This is a genomic window from Amycolatopsis nalaikhensis, from assembly GCF_030264295.1.
Taxonomy (GTDB): Bacteria; Actinomycetota; Actinomycetes; order Mycobacteriales; family Pseudonocardiaceae; genus Amycolatopsis; species Amycolatopsis nalaikhensis.
The window spans coordinates 7462310-7477433 of sequence record NZ_CP127173.1; the positions used below are offsets into that span (position 1 = coordinate 7462310).

Annotated in this window: 18 protein-coding genes and 1 pseudogene; 9 read left to right on the forward strand and 10 right to left on the reverse strand. The window is 72.8% G+C overall.

What is annotated here, in order from left to right:
- Positions 1–75 precede the first annotated feature (75 nt).
- Complete coding sequence (locus tag QP939_RS36485; RefSeq protein ID WP_285450944.1) at positions 76–411, reverse strand: hypothetical protein; 336 nt, start codon at positions 409–411, stop codon at positions 76–78.
- Positions 412–545: 134 nt separating this feature from the next.
- A pseudogene (locus QP939_RS36490) lies at positions 546–1558 on the reverse strand (DNA topoisomerase IB).
- Positions 1559–1650: 92 nt separating this feature from the next.
- Between QP939_RS36490 and QP939_RS36495 the strand changes: the two are divergent.
- Together QP939_RS36495 and QP939_RS36500 are read left to right on the forward strand one after the other, a co-directional pair.
- Positions 1651–2451 carry an SDR family NAD(P)-dependent oxidoreductase gene (locus tag QP939_RS36495; protein ID WP_285450947.1) on the forward strand — a complete coding sequence of 267 codons (801 nt, stop codon included), beginning with the start codon at positions 1651–1653 and terminating at the stop codon, positions 2449–2451.
- Positions 2448–2972 carry a DUF1360 domain-containing protein gene (locus QP939_RS36500; RefSeq protein WP_285450949.1) on the forward strand — a complete coding sequence of 175 codons (525 nt, stop codon included), beginning with the start codon at positions 2448–2450 and terminating at the stop codon, positions 2970–2972. The genes QP939_RS36495 and QP939_RS36500 overlap by 4 nt, the downstream gene beginning before the upstream one ends.
- Positions 2973–3138: 166 nt before the next feature.
- On the opposite strand, the gene QP939_RS36505 is transcribed toward QP939_RS36500, so the two are convergent.
- Positions 3139–4641: an FAD-dependent oxidoreductase gene (locus QP939_RS36505; protein WP_285450950.1), complete on the reverse strand. Its 1503-nt coding sequence runs from the start codon at positions 4639–4641 to the stop codon at positions 3139–3141.
- Between the two features lie 84 nt (positions 4642–4725).
- Between QP939_RS36505 and QP939_RS36510 the strand changes: the two genes are divergently transcribed.
- Positions 4726–6000 (forward strand): ATP-grasp domain-containing protein, encoded by a 1275-nt coding sequence (locus tag QP939_RS36510; RefSeq protein WP_285450951.1) that lies wholly within the window; start codon positions 4726–4728, stop codon positions 5998–6000.
- A 237-nt stretch (positions 6001–6237) separates the two neighbouring features.
- Here QP939_RS36510 and QP939_RS36515 read toward each other — a convergent pair whose 3' ends face one another.
- Positions 6238–6402 carry a hypothetical protein gene (locus tag QP939_RS36515; RefSeq protein WP_285450952.1) on the reverse strand — a complete coding sequence of 55 codons (165 nt, stop codon included), beginning with the start codon at positions 6400–6402 and terminating at the stop codon, positions 6238–6240.
- A 151-nt stretch (positions 6403–6553) separates the two neighbouring features.
- On the opposite strand from QP939_RS36515, the gene QP939_RS36520 reads away from it, so the two are divergent.
- Positions 6554–7273, forward strand: coding sequence for a HemK2/MTQ2 family protein methyltransferase (locus QP939_RS36520; protein WP_285450953.1), 720 nt, complete (start codon positions 6554–6556; stop codon positions 7271–7273).
- Positions 7260–7472 (forward strand): CDGSH iron-sulfur domain-containing protein, encoded by a 213-nt coding sequence (locus QP939_RS36525; RefSeq protein ID WP_285450954.1) that lies wholly within the window; start codon positions 7260–7262, stop codon positions 7470–7472. The genes QP939_RS36520 and QP939_RS36525 overlap by 14 nt, the downstream gene beginning before the upstream one ends.
- Before the next feature lie 3 nt (positions 7473–7475).
- Here the strand turns inward: QP939_RS36525 and QP939_RS36530 are convergent, their stop codons facing one another.
- Positions 7476–8480, reverse strand: a complete 1005-nt coding sequence (locus QP939_RS36530) for an iron-containing redox enzyme family protein (RefSeq protein WP_285450956.1) — start codon at positions 8478–8480, stop codon at positions 7476–7478.
- A gap of 8 nt (positions 8481–8488) precedes the next feature.
- The gene (locus tag QP939_RS36535) at positions 8489–9622 is read right to left on the reverse strand and encodes a carboxylate-amine ligase (protein WP_285450957.1); all 1134 of its coding nucleotides are present in this window, start codon (positions 9620–9622) and stop codon (positions 8489–8491) included.
- Between the two features lie 111 nt (positions 9623–9733).
- Between QP939_RS36535 and QP939_RS36540 the strand changes: the two genes are divergently transcribed.
- Positions 9734–10138 carry an STAS domain-containing protein gene (locus QP939_RS36540; protein ID WP_285450959.1) on the forward strand — a complete coding sequence of 135 codons (405 nt, stop codon included), beginning with the start codon at positions 9734–9736 and terminating at the stop codon, positions 10136–10138.
- On the opposite strand, the gene QP939_RS36545 is transcribed toward QP939_RS36540, so the two are convergent.
- Positions 10135–11232, reverse strand: a complete 1098-nt coding sequence (locus QP939_RS36545) for a carboxylate-amine ligase (RefSeq protein ID WP_285450961.1) — start codon at positions 11230–11232, stop codon at positions 10135–10137. The two genes, QP939_RS36540 and QP939_RS36545, sit on opposite strands and share 4 nt — an antisense overlap.
- Positions 11233–11329: 97 nt before the next feature.
- Between QP939_RS36545 and QP939_RS36550 the strand changes: the two genes are divergently transcribed.
- Positions 11330–11698 (forward strand): hypothetical protein, encoded by a 369-nt coding sequence (locus tag QP939_RS36550; RefSeq protein ID WP_285450963.1) that lies wholly within the window; start codon positions 11330–11332, stop codon positions 11696–11698.
- 8 nt (positions 11699–11706) lie between these two features.
- On the forward strand, positions 11707–12186 hold the full coding sequence (locus QP939_RS36555; RefSeq protein WP_285450965.1) for a hemerythrin domain-containing protein: 480 nt from the start codon (positions 11707–11709) through the stop codon (positions 12184–12186).
- A gap of 3 nt (positions 12187–12189) precedes the next feature.
- On the opposite strand, the gene QP939_RS36560 is transcribed toward QP939_RS36555, so the two are convergent.
- Positions 12190–12798 carry a TetR/AcrR family transcriptional regulator gene (locus QP939_RS36560; RefSeq protein WP_285450966.1) on the reverse strand — a complete coding sequence of 203 codons (609 nt, stop codon included), beginning with the start codon at positions 12796–12798 and terminating at the stop codon, positions 12190–12192.
- 93 nt (positions 12799–12891) lie between these two features.
- Here QP939_RS36560 and QP939_RS36565 point away from each other — a divergent pair, with 93 nt between their 5' ends.
- The gene (locus QP939_RS36565; RefSeq protein ID WP_434219595.1) at positions 12892–13668 is read left to right on the forward strand and encodes an SDR family NAD(P)-dependent oxidoreductase; all 777 of its coding nucleotides are present in this window, start codon (positions 12892–12894) and stop codon (positions 13666–13668) included.
- On the opposite strand, the gene QP939_RS36570 is transcribed toward QP939_RS36565, so the two are convergent.
- A complete protein-coding gene (locus tag QP939_RS36570) occupies positions 13646–14272 on the reverse strand; it encodes an NADPH-dependent F420 reductase (protein WP_285450967.1) in 627 nt (208 codons plus the stop codon). The genes QP939_RS36565 and QP939_RS36570 overlap by 23 nt on opposite strands.
- 28 nt (positions 14273–14300) lie before the next feature.
- A complete protein-coding gene (locus QP939_RS36575) occupies positions 14301–15035 on the reverse strand; it encodes an SDR family NAD(P)-dependent oxidoreductase (RefSeq protein WP_285450968.1) in 735 nt (244 codons plus the stop codon).
- Between the last annotated feature and the right edge of the window lie 89 nt (positions 15036–15124).

Here is a 15124-nt window from a genome sequence, read left to right on the forward strand (position 1 = left end):
ACGTGGGGCGGGTGCGGTCACGCACCCGCTGCGAGAAGCCGCCGCCATCCATTCACCCGCGGCGGCGCGAAACCCTCAGTCCTCAGCCGCGCAGCGGCGCCAGTGCACACCCTCACCGGCCCGGTCCGCGTGCCAGACCTCCACGCCCGCGTCCGACTCCCACGTCGGCAACAGCCGGTCACTCACCACGTGCCCCCGCGCCACCCGGCCGAACAGTTCCACCCCGTCCGCGCGGCGCGCCGCCGGGATCCAGGCCGGGAACCTCGTCCGTGGCAGCTTGTGCTCGATCCACTCCCGCGCCGAGCCCTCGCTGCCGTGCTCCGACTCGACGATGCTCGACACCGGACCGCCGCCGCCGACGGCGAGGCCGATCGACGCGCGCCAGCGCACGGGGGACCCTTCGGAAGTCATCGCACCCAGGCTCCCGGACGACCGGGTCCGCGGGCCAGTACACGTTCGGATGGATCGGCGCTCACTCACCGTGCCTCCTGTCGCTCGACGGCCCGCTGCTCCCGGGGCGGTTTCCCCACTCGGGTGATGTTCAATCACGCGCGGCTGAGCAGCCGGGCGCACGCCTTCTCCAGCACCTCCCGGGCGTCGTCGCCGTTGAGGCGGCCCGCGCGCTTCAACGCCGGGGCGATCGTGCGTTCCGCCCGGTACGCCTCCACCAACCGGGGGTCCACATAGGACGATCGACACACCGCCGGGGTGTTGCCGAGCGCCTGGGAAACCTCCTTCATCACGCGGGCTTCCGCGCGCTTGCGGGCGCTCTCCGACGTCGGCGGGTCCGCCGCGGCGAACGCGGCCGCCGCCAGGACCGTCGCCGTCCACGTGCGCAGGTCCTTCGCCGTGCAGTCCTCGCCCGCCAGCTCCTTGAACCGCTCGTTGATGTCCGCCGCGTGCACCTCGTGCCAGCTGCCGCCCTCGCGGTAGACCAGCAGGCGCTCGCTCTCCGCCCGGCTGCGCAGCAGCGACTTCACCACCGAGGCCAGCGCCGGGTCGCGGATCGCCACCTCGCGGTCCAGACCGCCCTTCGCGACGTAGCAGAACCGGCACTCGTCGCCGCGGACCGCCGCGTGGGATCGCAGCAGCGTCGCGACGCCGTGGGTGCCGTTCTCCTCCGCGTACTCCTCGCCGCCCGTGCGGAAGATGCCCCGGTCGAGCATCCGCAGCGCCGCCGCGAGCACCCGCTTCCGGGTCAAACCGCGCCCGGCCAGGTCGGCCTCCACCGAGGCTCGCCACTCGGGCAGCCGGCGGGCCATCGCCAGCACGCGGTCGTGCTTCTCCTCGTCGCGGTCCCGGCGCCACTGCTCGTGGTAGAGGTACTGGCGCCGCCCCGCGTCGTCGATCCCGACCGCCTGGATGTGCCCGTTCGGGTACGGGCAGATCCAGACGTCCCGCCAAGCCGGGGGGATGACCAGGCCCTTGATCCGCTCCAGCGTCTCCTGGTCCGTCAACGGCTCGCCGTCGGGCGTCCGGTAGGAGAAACCCCGGCCGCGGCGGATCCGCCGGATGCAGGGCCGCGCAGGTCGCTGCGCCGGAGTCTGGTGCGTCCCATCGCCGCGAAATACCCGCCCCGCGTACCGGGAAACCATGATTGCCGGCGGGCGGCGCGGGTAAGCGGAAGGAAAAGCACCGGAAGGAGCACGCATGACCACCGCCACCAAGCCACTGGCCGTCGTCACCGGCGCGTCCAGCGGGATCGGGCTCGAGCTGGCGAAGCAGTTCGCCCGCCACGACTTCGACCTCGTGCTCACCGCCGAGGACGACGAGCTCGCCGCGGCCGCCGACGAGGTGCGCGCCTGCGGGGCGCACGTGGACGAGGTGCGGGCGGACCTCGCCGCCGCCGACGGGGTCGAACAGCTCGTCCGGCACCTCGGCGGCACCGGCCGCCCGGTCGAGGCGCTGGCGGTCAACGCCGGGGTCGGCATCAACGGCGAATTCGCCGGCGACACGCGGCTGGAGGACCAGCTCACGGTCGTCGACCTCAACGTGCGCTCGGCGGTCCACCTGACCAAGCGCGTGCTGCCGGACATGGTCGAGCGGGGGCACGGCCGGGTGCTGTTCACCTCGTCGATCGCGGGCACCTCACCGGCGCCCTACCAGGCCGTCTACGCCGCTTCGAAGGCCTTCTTGACGTCGTTCTCCGAAGGCCTGCGCGCCGAGGTGGCGGACAAGGGCGTGACGGTGACGGCTCTGCTGCCCGGCCCGACCGACACCGAGTTCTTCGAGCGCGCGGACATGGAAGACACCAAGATCGCGGCCGGGGACAAGGACTCCGCGGCCGAGATCGCGGAGGCCGGTTTCGACGCGCTGATGGCGGGCGAGGACAAGGTCGTCCCGGGCTCGGCGAAGAACAAGCTGCAGTCGGCGGCCTCGCGCGTGCTGCCGGACCAGGCCAAGGCGAAACAGCAGGGCAAGATGATGAAGCCCGGATCGGCGGACGCATGAGCGTGGTCAAGGACATCACGGCGAAGGCGAAGCGCGTCCAGCGCGACTACGCCGGGGAAGCCGACCGGCCGCTCGGCGGGTACGTCGGGGCGATGGGGGCTTACGGCGCGTTCGTGGGCGGCTTGACGGCCCTCGGCCGCGCTCTCGGCGCCCGGCTGCCACGCCGCGTCGGCGCCGGGGACACGCTCCTGCTGGGCACCGCGACGTTCAAGGCCAGCCGCATGCTGGCCAAGGCGGCCATCACCAGCCCGCTGCGGGCGCCGTTCACGCGGTACGAAGAGCCCGCGGGGGAGGACGAGCTGAACGAGTCCGTCCCCGGCAAGGGCCACGCCGAACACGCGGTGGGCGAGCTGGTGTCGTGTCCGTTCTGCCTGGACGTGTGGATCGGCACCGGACTGGCCGCGGGCCTGGTGCTCGCCCCGCGCCCGACCCGCTTGGCGGCGACGGTGCTGACGGTGGTGGGCGCGGCTGACGTCCTGCACCTGCTCTACGACGCGGGTAAGAAGCTCGCCGCGGGCTAGCGACGCGGCCTGACGTGTGCGCGCTCCGGCAGCGGCGGCGGGGTGCGCTGCCAGGACCGACCTGGTTGCGCGCTGCCGCCGACCGCCGGGATTTCGCGGTGAGCCCGCGCCAGCCGGGCGCGGGTCAGGACCCGCTGCGGCGGACCCGCCAGAGCTGCGCAGGGGCTCAGGCCGGTCCGCGCCGCAGGGGGCGGACTGCCGGGCCCTGGACCACTTCGCCGTCGACGCCGAAGCGCGAGCCGTGGCACGGGCAGTCCCAGGTCTTCTCCGCGTCGTTGAACGACACCAGGCAGCCGAGGTGCGTGCAGTGCGCGCCGACCGTGTGCAGCTGTCCCGCCTCGTCGCGGTGCGCCGCGACCAGTTCGCCGCCGACGCGGACGACCTCCGCGTCGCCGGGGGCGAGGTCGTCGAGCTTCTCCGCCCGCCACAGCGCCGCCACGTGGTCGCCGACCAGGTAGCGCGCGACCGTCAGGTTGTCCTGGGCCACGCCGAGCACCGACTTCGCGTCGAACCGGTTGGGGTCGAACAGGTCCGCGGCCGGGTGGGGCTCGCCGAGGATCCGCGCCGCGAGGACGTGGCCCGCCGCCGTGCCGCCGGTCATGCCCCACTGGCCGAACCCGGTCGCGACCCACAGGTTCGCCGTGCCCGGCAGGTAACGGCCGACGTACGGCAGGCCGTCCACTGTGGACACGTCGTGCGCGGACCAGCGGTGGGTCACCCGGTGCAGGCCCGCGTGCGCGTCCGCCCAGCCGGCCAGCCGCTGGTACCGGCGCTCGACGTTGACGTGCGCGCCGACCCGGTAGTGCTCGCCGCCCGCGATCACCATCGGCGTGCCTTCCTCGGTGTAGCCGCGCACGGAGTGGTGCGTGTCGGCGTCGAGGAACATGCCCGACGGCGCGGCGTTCCCGGCCGCGGGCCCGGCGACCACGAGGTCGCGGATCGGCTCGAGCCGCGCGAAGTACAGGCCGCGGTCGAGCACGGGGTAGTGGGTCGCGACGACGACTTCGCCTGCGACGACGTCGCCGCGCGAAGTCCGGACGGTCTGCCCGTTCAGCGCCGTCGCGCGGGCGTGTTCGACGATCGTCCCGCCGGCGCGCTCGACTTCGGCGGCCAGCCCGAGCAGCCACCGGCGCGGGTGGAAGTGCGCCTGCCCGGTGGTGCGGACGGCGCCGAGCGCGGGCACGTCGAGCGCGATCTCCTCGGCGAACGAAGCGGGCAGCCCGGCCGCGGCGGCGGCGTCGGCTTCCTCCTTCAGCGAGTCGACGGTGTTTTCGCGCGTCGTGTAGACGTAGCTGTCGGCGCGGGTGAAGCCGCAGTCGATGCCCAGCTCGGCGGACGTGGTGGCGATCCACTCGCAGGCGGCCGCCTGGGCGGCGGCGTAGGTCTTGGCCGCTTCGGCGCCGTGCCGGGAGGTCAGCTCCGCGTACTTGGCGCCGTGCTGGGCGCTGACCTTCGCGGTCGTGTGGCCGGACACCCCGGCCGCGACGCGCTCGGCCTCCAGCACGACGACCGACCGGCCGCCCCTGGCGAGCAGCAGCGCGGTGGTCAGGCCCGCGATGCCCGCGCCGAGCACGGCGACGTCGGCCTCCTCGGGCACCGGCACCGCCGTGCGGTCCGGAGCGGGCGCGGTGTCGACCCACAGGGAAAGCGGTTCGGGCAGCGTTGTCATCCGCGCGGGGTACCCCTGGAGCGACCGCGGCAATCCCGCCGTCCGGCCCGTTTCGCCCGGCAGGTGCCGGGTAGGCCTTCCGGCATGAGTACCGACATTTTCGTGGTCGGCCTGGACGAGGAGAACCAGCGCGTGCTGGACCGCCTCCCGTGGGCCGCGAGCTACCGCTTCCACGGCCTCCTGACCCCCGAAGAGCTGCAGCACGGCGACATCGACGTCGAAGCGCTCCTGAAGACCGCGCAGCACCAGCTCGACGCGTTCGACGGCGAAATCGGCGCGATCGTCACCTACTGGGACTTCCCGGCGGCTTCCCTGGTCCCCATCCTCTGCGAGCGGTACGGGCTGCCGTGCGTGCCGCTGGAAGCCATTCTCAAGTGCGAGCACAAGTACTGGAGCCGGCTGGAGCAGCGCGAAGTCATCGACGAGCTGCCGAACTTCGGCATCGTCGACCTCGACGACGAGCACCCCGCGCCGCCCGCGGGCGTCGGCTTCCCGATGTGGCTCAAGCCGGTCAAGTCGTTCTCCTCGGAACTCGCCTTCAAGGCCGAGAACGAAGCGGAGTTCGCCGACGCCGTCGCCGAGATCCGGGACGGCGTCGGCCGCGTGGGGGAGCCGTTCGGGTACGTGCTCGACCAGGTGCGGTTGCCGCCGGAGATCGCCGAAGTCGGCGGCGCGGCCTGCCTGGCCGAGGAGGCCCTGCACGGCGTCCAGGCGGCCGTCGAAGGCTACGTGTACCAGGGCGAGGTCGTCGTCTACGGCGCCCTCGACTCGATCAACTACCCGGACAGCTCGTCGTTCCTGCGCCACCAGTACCCGTCGCAGCTGGGCGAGGAGCCCGTCCAGCGCATGCGCGACGTGGCCGAGCGGGTGATGAGACGCATCGGCTACGACAACGGTACCTTCAGCATCGAGTTCTTCTGCGACCCGGAGTCGGGCCAGGTGTGCCTGCTGGAGATCAACCCGCGGCACTCGCAGTCGCACGCGGAGCTGTTCGAGTTCGTCGACGGCGTCGCGAACCACGAGATCATGGTGCGCCTCGGGCTCGGCCAGGACCCCGGCCGCCGTCCGCGGAAGGGGAAGTACCAGATCGCCGGGAAGTGGTACCTGCGCCGCTTCGAGGACGGCGTCGTGACGCGCGTGCCGACACCCGAGGAGATCGCGACGATCCAGGAGCGCATCGACGGCACCCAGATCGAGCTCGTGCCGGAGGCCGGGCAGCGCCTGTCCGACCTGCCGGAGCAGGACAGCTACAGCTTCGAGCTGGCGCACCTGTTCGTCGCCGCGCACACCGAGCACGAGATGGTGCGGAAGTACGAGGCGTGCGTCGACGCCCTGCGGTTCGAGTTCGACCCGGCGTGACGCGCCTGGTCGCGCGGGACCGGGGCCCGGTGACGGTCGCGTCCGTCACCGGGCCCCGAGCTGCGGGAGCGGTGGGGGTGCGTGCGGTCGCGGTCGGGCGGCAAGACGGTGTGGGCGGTGCTCGACGGGACCGGGTGAGCCGCTCCGGCCGCGGTCTCGGGGTGGCGCGGCCCGGTGTGGGCCTCGCGGTCCGCGGCCGGACCTCGGCTTGGTCCGGCCGCGTAAACCACCCGGCCGTCAGCCGGACTGCGGGTCCGTGTCGTCGTGCTGGTCGCCGCTCGAGGTTCCTTGCTCGCCGCGCAGCGTCTCGCGTTGCTCCTGCGGGGTGTCGCCGTGCGGGTCGTCGCCGCGGGCACCCTCCGCCGGGTCGGTCGGGTGCTGGGTGCGGTCCTGGGACGTCATCTCGGCGTCTCCCTTCGGGTCCTTTGCGGACCGGATACCCGACTCCGCCGCGTTCAACCCGGGTGTTTGCCCCGATCTTGGCCGGGTAGCCCGGGGCGACGCGGTTGTCCGCCGGCGACGCGCCGGGCCGCGGCGAGTGAAGGAGACCGAGATGACCACGTCGGCGGAACCCGTCCGCCCGGGCCCCTTGGCCGCCCGGCCCGTCGTCCACCGCCCGGTACCCGCCCTCCCGCGCCTGCTGCGGCTGCCCGGCGTGTACCGGCCCCAAGAGGACACCGCCCTGCTCGCCTCGGCCATCGGCGACCTCGCCATCCCGGACGGCGCGCGGGCCCTCGACCTGTGCACGGGAACCGGCGCGCAGGCCGTCACCCTGGCCGCCCGCGGCGCGGAAACCGTGCTGGCGGTGGACCTTTCGCGCCGCGCGCTCGCGTCGGTGCGGCTCAACGCCCTCAGCCGCGGCCTCCGGATCCACCCGTGCCGCGGCGACCTCGCGACGGCCGTCCGGCAAGGCCCGTTCGACGTCGTCGTCGCCAATCCGCCGTACGTGCCGTGCCCGGCGCCGACGGTCCGCGCCACCCGCGGCTGGGACGCGGGTGGCGACGGCCGCGCGGTCCTCGACCCGCTCTGCACGGCCGCGGACACGCTCCTGCGTCCCGGCGGGACGATGCTGATCGTCCACTCCGCACTGTCCGATGTGGACCGGTCGCTCACCTTGCTCGCCACCAGGGGCCTGCGTGCTTCGGTCGTCCGGCGGGCGCGGATCCCGTTCGGACCCGTCCTTTCCGGACGGACGGAGTTCCTCGAGGCCGCCGGGCTGATCGAACCGGGGCAGCGGGTGGAAGAGCTGGTGGTGCTCCGTGCCGACCGCTGAACCCCGCCGGGTGACCGTCGTGCCGGGCGGCCCCGTCCTCGTCGAGGGACCGGTGGAACTGCGCACCCCGGACGGCGACGTCGTGCGCTCCGACCGCTTCGTGGTCGCGGTGTGCGCGTGCCGCCGCAGCAAGCGGTTCCCGTTCTGCGACACGAGCCACCGCCGCCGGGTGCGGACCCAGCAGCCCGGCCGCGAGTGAACCTCAGTCCGGCAGCGGCAGCCGCAGCGAAGACCGCCCGGCACGCCAGGAACCCAGCACGTGTTCGCCGAACCGGCCCTCGAGGAACTCCGTCGCCTGGATGCCGAACACGACGTCGGCGGCCAGCTCCGGCTCCCGGTCGAGCAGGTCGCCGAGCACGTCGTGGCGCATCACCTGTTCGTGGACCGCGTCCGCCTCGATGTGCTCGGTGTAGAAGAACCGGCACGCCTCGGGCGCGCCCAGCCGCCCGAGCCCCTGGTCCAGCCGGGTCGCCGACGGGGCCGTGGTGATCTCCGCCGCCGCGAAGTGGCCGCACAGCGCGCCCCGCAGCGACCGGTGCAGGCCGAACAGGGACATCATGTTGACGACCGCCAGCATCACGCCGGGGACGTGGTCGAGCAGCGCGAGGTAGCCGTCCGGGAGACCGGCCGCGCGCAGGAGGTCCGCGTACAGCCGCGCGTGGACGAACTCCGCGCGGCCGCCGCCGAACTCGTCGAACTCCACCGCCACCAGCGCCGCCTTGGCGCGCCCGCGCAGCCGCGGGATCACCCACGCGTGCGGGTCCGCCTCCTTGTGGTGGTAGACCGAGCGGTGCGCGAAGTACTCCAGCACCTGCGGCCAGTCGGCGTGGTCGCGCAGGAAGTGCGAAACCCCTTCGGCGTCCAGGGGTTCGACGAGCAGGGCGTCCAGCTCGCCGGTGACGTCGTCGCCGCCCGGGACGTTTTCGCGCAGGACGGCGAGGAACCGCGCCTCGAGGGCGCCGCGCAGGCGCAGCAGCTCCGGGTCCCACTCCCAGTCGCCCGACACACCCGGCAGGCCTTGGTAGTGCAGCTCGTAGCACAGGTGCAGGGCCAGCTGGAGGTCGTCGCCGAGCGGATCCGCGTCCGCCAGGCCGGCGAACCGCAGGTCCGCCCGCGGCCGCTCGCGCCGGAGCGTCCCGAGCACGGACTCCGACAGCGGCCCGCGCGGCGCGGGCAGGGCAGGCGCCGCCGTGGGGGAAGTCGTCATGCTCCGGGCTACCCCGTGAGCCGCGTTCCATGCCCCGCCGGCACGGTTCGCGCGGTCAGCCACCGCACCGCCGCCGCGGTGCCGCGCCCGGCGACGGCCCGCTGCTGCGCGGAGCCGGTGCCGTCCGCTCGCAGCGCCGCGACGATCGCCTGCACCTCGGTCAGGTCGCCGCTGTCCTCCAGCGCCGGGCGGACGTGCGCCAGCAGCGCCTCGACCAGCGACCACGCGGGCCGCCGCGTCTCGGCGACGGCGTCCACCAACGACCCGGTGACGCCGTGGCGCGCGGCCGCCCACACCGCCGCCGCGGCCACCTGCGGCGACAGGGGAGCGGCTTCGCGGCCGTCGTCGAGGTCGGTCAGCGCCTGCCGGACGAGCGCCCGGCTCAGCAGGGCCTGCAGCACGGCGTGGTCGACGGTCAACGCGGTGTCGGCGACGCGGAACTCGACCGTCGGGAACCGGCCGGACGGTCGGGCGAGCCAGAACGTCTGGTCCGGGTCGACGAGCGCGCCGCAGTCCACCAGCGTGTCGACCGCGCGCCGGTACTCGGCGTACCCGGCGAAGTGCGGTGCGACGCCCGAACCGGGGAAGCGGGACTGCAGGACCATCCGCCAGCTGTGGTAGCCCGTGTCGCGCCCGTGGTCGAACGGCGCGTTCGCGGACAGGGCGAGCAGCGTGGGCAGCCAGGGACCCAGGTGGTTGACGACGGCGACCGCGGTGTCGCGGTCGGCGACCCCGACGTGGACGTGGCACCCGCAGGCTTCGTAGTCGGCGACGACGGCGCCGTACGCGGCGTCGATGTCGGCGTAGCGGCCGGTGCCCGCCGGGGGCGGGTGGGCCGGGCCGGGCCCGATCGGCGTGCCGGTGGCCAGCAGCGCGCAGTCTTCGGCCGCCGCGGCACCGGCCAGCACGCGGCGGGCGGCCGCCAGCTGCAGGCGGAGCTCGCCGGCGGTGCCGCAGACGCCGCTGGCCGCCTCGATCTGGGTGAGCCGCAGCTCGCGGTGCACCCGGGCACCGTCGGGCAGCGGGCCGTGGTGGCGGTGGCGGGCGAGGACCGGCTCGGCGCACGGCGACGCGTGACCGGTGCGGGGGTTCACGAGGAGGAACTCCTCTTCGACACCCATCGTGGGCGGGCCGTCGGCCATGGTGGAGCTCCTTCCGGGCGGGCGCGGGGCGGGGTTACCCGCTCCGGCCGCCGAAATGCGCCGGCACCGGGGTGTGTTTCGCGGCGGAGCGCCGCGGGGTACCTCGAACCCATGACGACTTATGAACAGCCGGGCGAGGCGGGCGTCGATCCGTCGTCGGCGCACCGGCTTCCTTCGCCGCGCGCCCCCTCCGACGGACTGTTCCGCAGCCAGGTTCGCTGGCGCAGCTCCGACGCCGTCGTGGTCGAGGTGTCCGGGGAGCTCGACGCCTGCACCGCGGCGCGGCTGGAAGAAACGTTGTGCGAGCACGTCCGGGCCCGGCCGGGGGCCCTGCGCGTGGACTTGGGCGAGGTCGCCTTCCTCGGCACCGCGGGCATCCAGGCCCTGGTGCGCGCCCACCTGCTGGCGGAGGAGAACGGCGTCCACCTCGTCGTCGACCCCGGCACGTCCCGGGCGGCGACCCGGGCCCTTTCCCTGCTCGACCGGATCGGTATCGAGCCGCTGAAACTCTCTTAGCTTCCTTCGGCCAGCAGGTCGACGACGTCGGTGGCGCGGTCGCGTTCGGCGAAGCTCCGGCGTTGCCGGTCGGCGCCACCGCCTTCCGCGGCCAGACGGGTGATCCCCTCTTTGGCGAAGTCCAGGTCTCCTGCCGCCTCCAGTGCGGGAGCGGTCAGCGCGAGCAGGTCGCCGAGCACGGTCTTGGCCGGTTCCAGGTCCCCGCTCACCGGGTGCGGGCAGCAGCCGGTGGCCCCCTCGCGGGACGCCCGCCACAGCTGGGCCCGCAGCACCTCGTTCGGCAGGTCCGGCGGCGGGCCGTCGTCGGCCAGCGCGGTCGCGACCAGACCGCGGGCCAGCACCGCCAGCAGCACGGCTTCCTCCGGGGTCGCGGCGACGTCGCCGACGCGGAACTCGAGCGTCGGCTGCTTCTCCGAGAGCCGGACGTCCCAGTAGATCATCCCGCGGTCCAGGATGGACCCGGCGCGCAGCCAGGCGTCGACGATGCTCTCGTACTCGTCGAGCGAGGCGAACCGCGGCGGCGGTCCCGCCGACGGCCACCGGCTCCACTGCTGGTAGCGCCAGCTGCAGTAACCGGTGTCGTAACCGCCGGAGATGGCCGAGTTCGCCGTCACCGTGAGCAGCGCGGGCAGCCACGGCCGGACGCGGCCGATCACCCGGATCCCGCTTTCCTTGTCCGGGATGGCGACGTGCACGTGGCAGCCGCAGGTGAGCGAAGTCCGCGCGGTCGCGCCGAAGTGCTCGGCCATCCGCTCGTAGCGCGGGTTCGGCGTGATGCTCGGCGGATCCTCTTCGGACAGTGGCGGGCTGGCGGCGGGCAGCAACCGGACCCCGCGCCGCCGCGCGGCCGCGGACAGGTCGTGGCGCATCCCGCGCAGCTGGCGGAGGGCTTCGCCGTGGGTGCGGCAGATGTCGCTGGCGGCCTCGGCCTGCGACCGGGTGAGCTCGTGCTGCAGGTCGCCGTGCTCGTCGACGGCCGCCTCCGCGGCGTCGACGACGTCGTCGCCCGCCTGGGACAGATGGCCACGGCGGTCGACGACGAAGAACTCCTCTTCGATGCCGAAGGTCAGCACATCGCCGCTCTGGTCGGTCACCGGTGGTCTCCTGCGGGTCGGGGAGACCGTGGAATACCCGCGCGGCGTATCGGGCAAACCGCGTTTTCCGCGCTCCGGAGGGGGTAATCGGCCCGACATGAACCCGCGGACCACCACCTCGCCTTCGCTGCTGGCAGCCGACGCCGGCGCCACCGTGCGCCGGCTGGCCCGCTGCGTCGGCGACGGCGAGCTCGACTCCCCGGCCGAGATGTACCAGGTGCTCGGTGCCCTGCGCCTGCTGGCCGACGACCTGACCCACCTGCTGCCCGCCCTGCAGGGGCGGCTGGAGGACGGGCTGTTGTCCGGTCAGGTCGTCCGCCAGGCGGGTGGTGACTCGGTGGCCGCGGCGTGGGACTCGGTGGGGGAGGTCGGCCGCGCGCTCGCGCACGCCAGGACCGTGGCTCTGCTGATGACGAAGGAACTGCAAAACTCCCAGGTCGCCCTGCGAGGCCTGGCCGCACCGTGAGGAAACCGATGTCGACCGACGCGATCGTGCTGCTCAAGAACGACCACAAGACCGTGGAGAAGCTGTTCAAGGAGTTCGAAAAAGCCGACGACGAGGCGTACGACGAGAAGCGCCGGATCGCCGACTCGATCATCGAGGAACTGACTGTCCACGCCTACATCGAGGAGGAGATCTTCTACCCGGCGGCGCGCGAAGCCGTGCCGGAGACGAAGGACCACGTCCTGGAAAGCGTGGAGGAGCACCACGTCGTGGTGTGGATGCTCTCCGAGCTGGTCGGCATGGACCCGAAGGACGAGACATTCGACGCGAAGGTCACGGTGCTCACCGAGAACGTCCGCCACCACGTCGAGGAAGAAGAGGACGAGTGGTTCCCGGAGGTCCGCTCGGCGATGGGCCGCAAGCGGCTGCAGGAACTGGGGCAGCGGATGATCGACGCCCGCCCGGACGCGCCGAAGAACCCCCTGGAGCTGAAGAGCGCACACGCCTGATCGTCAGCTCGGTGGCACGCCGGGCAGTGGTTCGGCGTCCGTCGCGCGGAGGCCGGCCAAGACCACCGCCACGACGCGGTCGCGGCCGCCCTCCCCGGCGTCCAGGCCCAGGCACCGCGTCGACATCCCCGCCGCCGCGCCCGCCAGGAACGGGACGTCCTGCCACGCGACGTCCGCCCGGATCGCCCCCGCTTCCTGGGCCCGCTCGGTAACCCGCCGGATGTGCGCGCGCAGTTCTCCGAAGGCGGCTGCCACCTCGTCGTCGCGGCCGGCCGAGGGCGACTCGGCCGCCAGCGCGTCGGACAACCCCTTGTTCGCGGACTGCGCCGCGGCAAGCGCGCGCACCAAGTCCGCGAAACCGGTCAGCGGATCGGGATGCTCCGCGGCCGCCTCGGCCTCGGTCACGAGTTCCCCGACCACCTCCAGGAGGATCGTCTCCAGCAAGGCGTGGCGGGACGGAAACCGCCGGTAGAGCGTCGCCGGACCGACACCGGCCCGTTTGACGATCTCGTTGGTCGACACACTCAGCCCGAACTCGGCGATCGCCGACCGTGCCGCGGTGACCACCAGTTCCACGCTGCGCCGCGCGTCCGCGCGCATTTCCCCGCTCATGGCCCGAGCTTAACATCACACCGGAGAGTTGCTCTCCGTCTGCTATGAATGGAGACGGATATAAGCTCTCCGTTTCGTAAAGGCAGGATTTCCATGAGTGTTCTCACCGGCCGGACGGCCCTGATCACCGGCGGCAGCGAAGGCATCGGCTTCGCGATCGCCGACGCCTTCGCCCGTGCGGGCGCCGACCTCGTCCTGGTCGCCCGCGACGCCGGGAAGCTGGCGGCCGCCGCCACCGGGCTGCGGCGGCACGGCGTCGAGGTGTCGACCGTGGCCGCCGACCTCGCCGATCCCGGCGCCGTCGCCGGTCACCTCGGGCACCTGCGCGCGGACATCCTGGTCAACAACGCCGGCGTCACCCACCTCAAGACGCTGGCGGACACCACCGACGCCGACTTCGACGCGATGGTCCGGGTCAACCTCGGCGTGCCGTTCCAGCTGACCCGGCTGCTGTTGCCCAGCCTGACCGCGGCCGGCGGTTCCGTGGTCAACATCTCGAGCTACTGGGGCCGGAAGATGGTCGAGGGCCGGCCCGCGTCGATGTACTCGGCGACACGGGGTGCTCTCGACGCGTTCACGAAGGCCTTGGCCAGCGAACTCGGCCCGGCGGGGGTGCGCGTGAACGCGATCGTCCCCGGGTCGGTGCGCACCCCGGCCTTCGAGCACCGGCGAGCGCACGGATTACGAGGAGTACGTCCGGCGCGCTTACCCGATGGCCCGGATCGGCCGGCCGGAAGACGTCGCCGCGGCCGCGCTCTACCTGGCGTCCCCGGAGAATTCGTGGGTGACGGGCACGGTCCTGACCGTCGACGGGGGCTTCACCGTCCGCTGACGGACCACGGGCGGTTCAGCTCGCCGGGAATTCGGTGACGCCGAGGGCGAAGTCCCAGTGGCCGACCCCGTTGCGGGCGAGGCCCATCGTGAGCACGCCCGCGCCTTCCAGCCAGTGCGCCATTTTCAGGCCGCCGACGTCCAGCGGGCGCAGTCCGAGGTTCGTGACGAAGTCCGCCACCGCCGCCTTGGCCGGTGCGTCGTCGCCCGCGATGAAGACGGTGGCGCGGCCCTTCTCCAGGACGTGCCGGAAGACGGTGTTGAAGGCCTTCACCACGCTGGCGCCGGCCGGGGCGACCTTGGCGGCTTCCTGCGCGATCGAGGTCTGCTCGCGGTGGGCCAGTCCGTCGGATGTGGTGTTGAAGGGGTTGCTGATGTCGACGATGACCTTGCCCGCGAGTGCGGTTCCGTACTCGGCGACGGCCGGGACGACACTGTCGTACAACAGGGCCGTGATGACGATGTCCCCGGCCGGGACGGTGCCCCACTTTCCCGCCGTCGCACCGCCGCCCAGCGCTTTGGCCAGAGCGTCGGCCTTGGCCTGATCGCGCCCCATGACCTCGACGGCGGTGCCGCCCGCCACCGCGAGCGTGCCGATCGTGCGGGCCATGTTCCCCGTGCCGATGAGGGTGATGCCGCTCATGAACTGTGCTCTCTTCCTGGCTTGTGGATCAGATCGCGGTGGTGCCGCCGTCGGCGACCAGTTCCAGGCCGTTGACGTAGCTGGAGTCGGCGGAGGCGAGGAACAGCGCGACGGCGGCGATCTCCTCGGGGCGGCCCATCTTTCCCCGCGGGATCAGGGATTCGAACGCGGCCTTGGTCGCCTCGTCGAACAGTTCTTCCTGCTTGGCCGTGGCGACCTGGCCCGGGGTCAGGACGTTCACCCGGATCTTGCGATCCTTGAGCTCGTCGAGCCACACGCGGGCCCAGGCCTGCTGCACGGCCTTGCTTCCGGCGTACAGGCTCCAGCCGGGGAAGGCCCCGAGTGAGGCGTTCGAGCCGGTCATGAAGACCGAGGCGCCGTCGTTGAGCAACGGCAGGGCCTTCTGCACGGTGAACAGGGTGCCGCGCGCATTGAGCGAGAACGCGCGGTCGAACTGTTCCTCGGTGATCTCGCCGAGGACGGCGGGTTCGCCCATCCCGGCGCTGGCCCACAGCACGTCGATCGAGCCCTTCTCCCGCCTGACGGTGTCGTAAAGGCGGTCGAGGTCGGCCGGTTCGGCCGCGTCGCCCTGTATGGCGGTCACGTTGCGGCCGATCAGCTTGACGGCGTCGTCCAGCGCGTCCTGCCGCCGGGCCTGGATGAAGACGTGCGCTCCCTCTTCCACGAACAGCTTCGCGCCCGCCAGCGCCATGCCGGTCGATCCGCCCGTGATCACCGCTACCTTGCCGGCGAGTTTTCCCACGATCACTCCTTGACGCACGATTAGGTAAACAGGTTGGTGTGCTTAACGTAGCCGACGCCCGACGGGAAGCGCAAGCTATGTACACAGGT

Excerpts from the sequence above, each read along its gene's own strand:
- QP939_RS36535 (WP_285450957.1), bottom strand. The coding sequence starts at position 9,622 with ATGGCCGACGGCCCGCCCACGATGGGTGTCGAAGAGGAGTTCCTCCTC.
- QP939_RS36500 (WP_285450949.1), top strand. The coding sequence starts at position 2,448 with ATGAGCGTGGTCAAGGACATCACGGCGAAGGCGAAGCGCGTCCAGCGC.
- QP939_RS36570 (WP_285450967.1), bottom strand. The coding sequence starts at position 14,272 with ATGAGCGGCATCACCCTCATCGGCACGGGGAACATGGCCCGCACGATC.
- QP939_RS36505 (WP_285450950.1), bottom strand. The coding sequence starts at position 4,641 with ATGACAACGCTGCCCGAACCGCTTTCCCTGTGGGTCGACACCGCGCCC.
- QP939_RS36560 (WP_285450966.1), bottom strand. The coding sequence starts at position 12,798 with ATGAGCGGGGAAATGCGCGCGGACGCGCGGCGCAGCGTGGAACTGGTG.
- QP939_RS36530 (WP_285450956.1), bottom strand. The coding sequence starts at position 8,480 with ATGACGACTTCCCCCACGGCGGCGCCTGCCCTGCCCGCGCCGCGCGGG.
- QP939_RS36565 (WP_434219595.1), top strand. The coding sequence starts at position 12,892 with ATGAGTGTTCTCACCGGCCGGACGGCCCTGATCACCGGCGGCAGCGAA.
- QP939_RS36495 (WP_285450947.1), top strand. The coding sequence starts at position 1,651 with ATGACCACCGCCACCAAGCCACTGGCCGTCGTCACCGGCGCGTCCAGC.
- QP939_RS36550 (WP_285450963.1), top strand. The coding sequence starts at position 11,330 with ATGAACCCGCGGACCACCACCTCGCCTTCGCTGCTGGCAGCCGACGCC.
- QP939_RS36520 (WP_285450953.1), top strand. The coding sequence starts at position 6,554 with ATGACCACGTCGGCGGAACCCGTCCGCCCGGGCCCCTTGGCCGCCCGG.
- QP939_RS36555 (WP_285450965.1), top strand. The coding sequence starts at position 11,707 with ATGTCGACCGACGCGATCGTGCTGCTCAAGAACGACCACAAGACCGTG.
- QP939_RS36540 (WP_285450959.1), top strand. The coding sequence starts at position 9,734 with ATGACGACTTATGAACAGCCGGGCGAGGCGGGCGTCGATCCGTCGTCG.
- QP939_RS36485 (WP_285450944.1), bottom strand. The coding sequence starts at position 411 with ATGACTTCCGAAGGGTCCCCCGTGCGCTGGCGCGCGTCGATCGGCCTC.
- QP939_RS36510 (WP_285450951.1), top strand. The coding sequence starts at position 4,726 with ATGAGTACCGACATTTTCGTGGTCGGCCTGGACGAGGAGAACCAGCGC.
- QP939_RS36515 (WP_285450952.1), bottom strand. The coding sequence starts at position 6,402 with ATGACGTCCCAGGACCGCACCCAGCACCCGACCGACCCGGCGGAGGGT.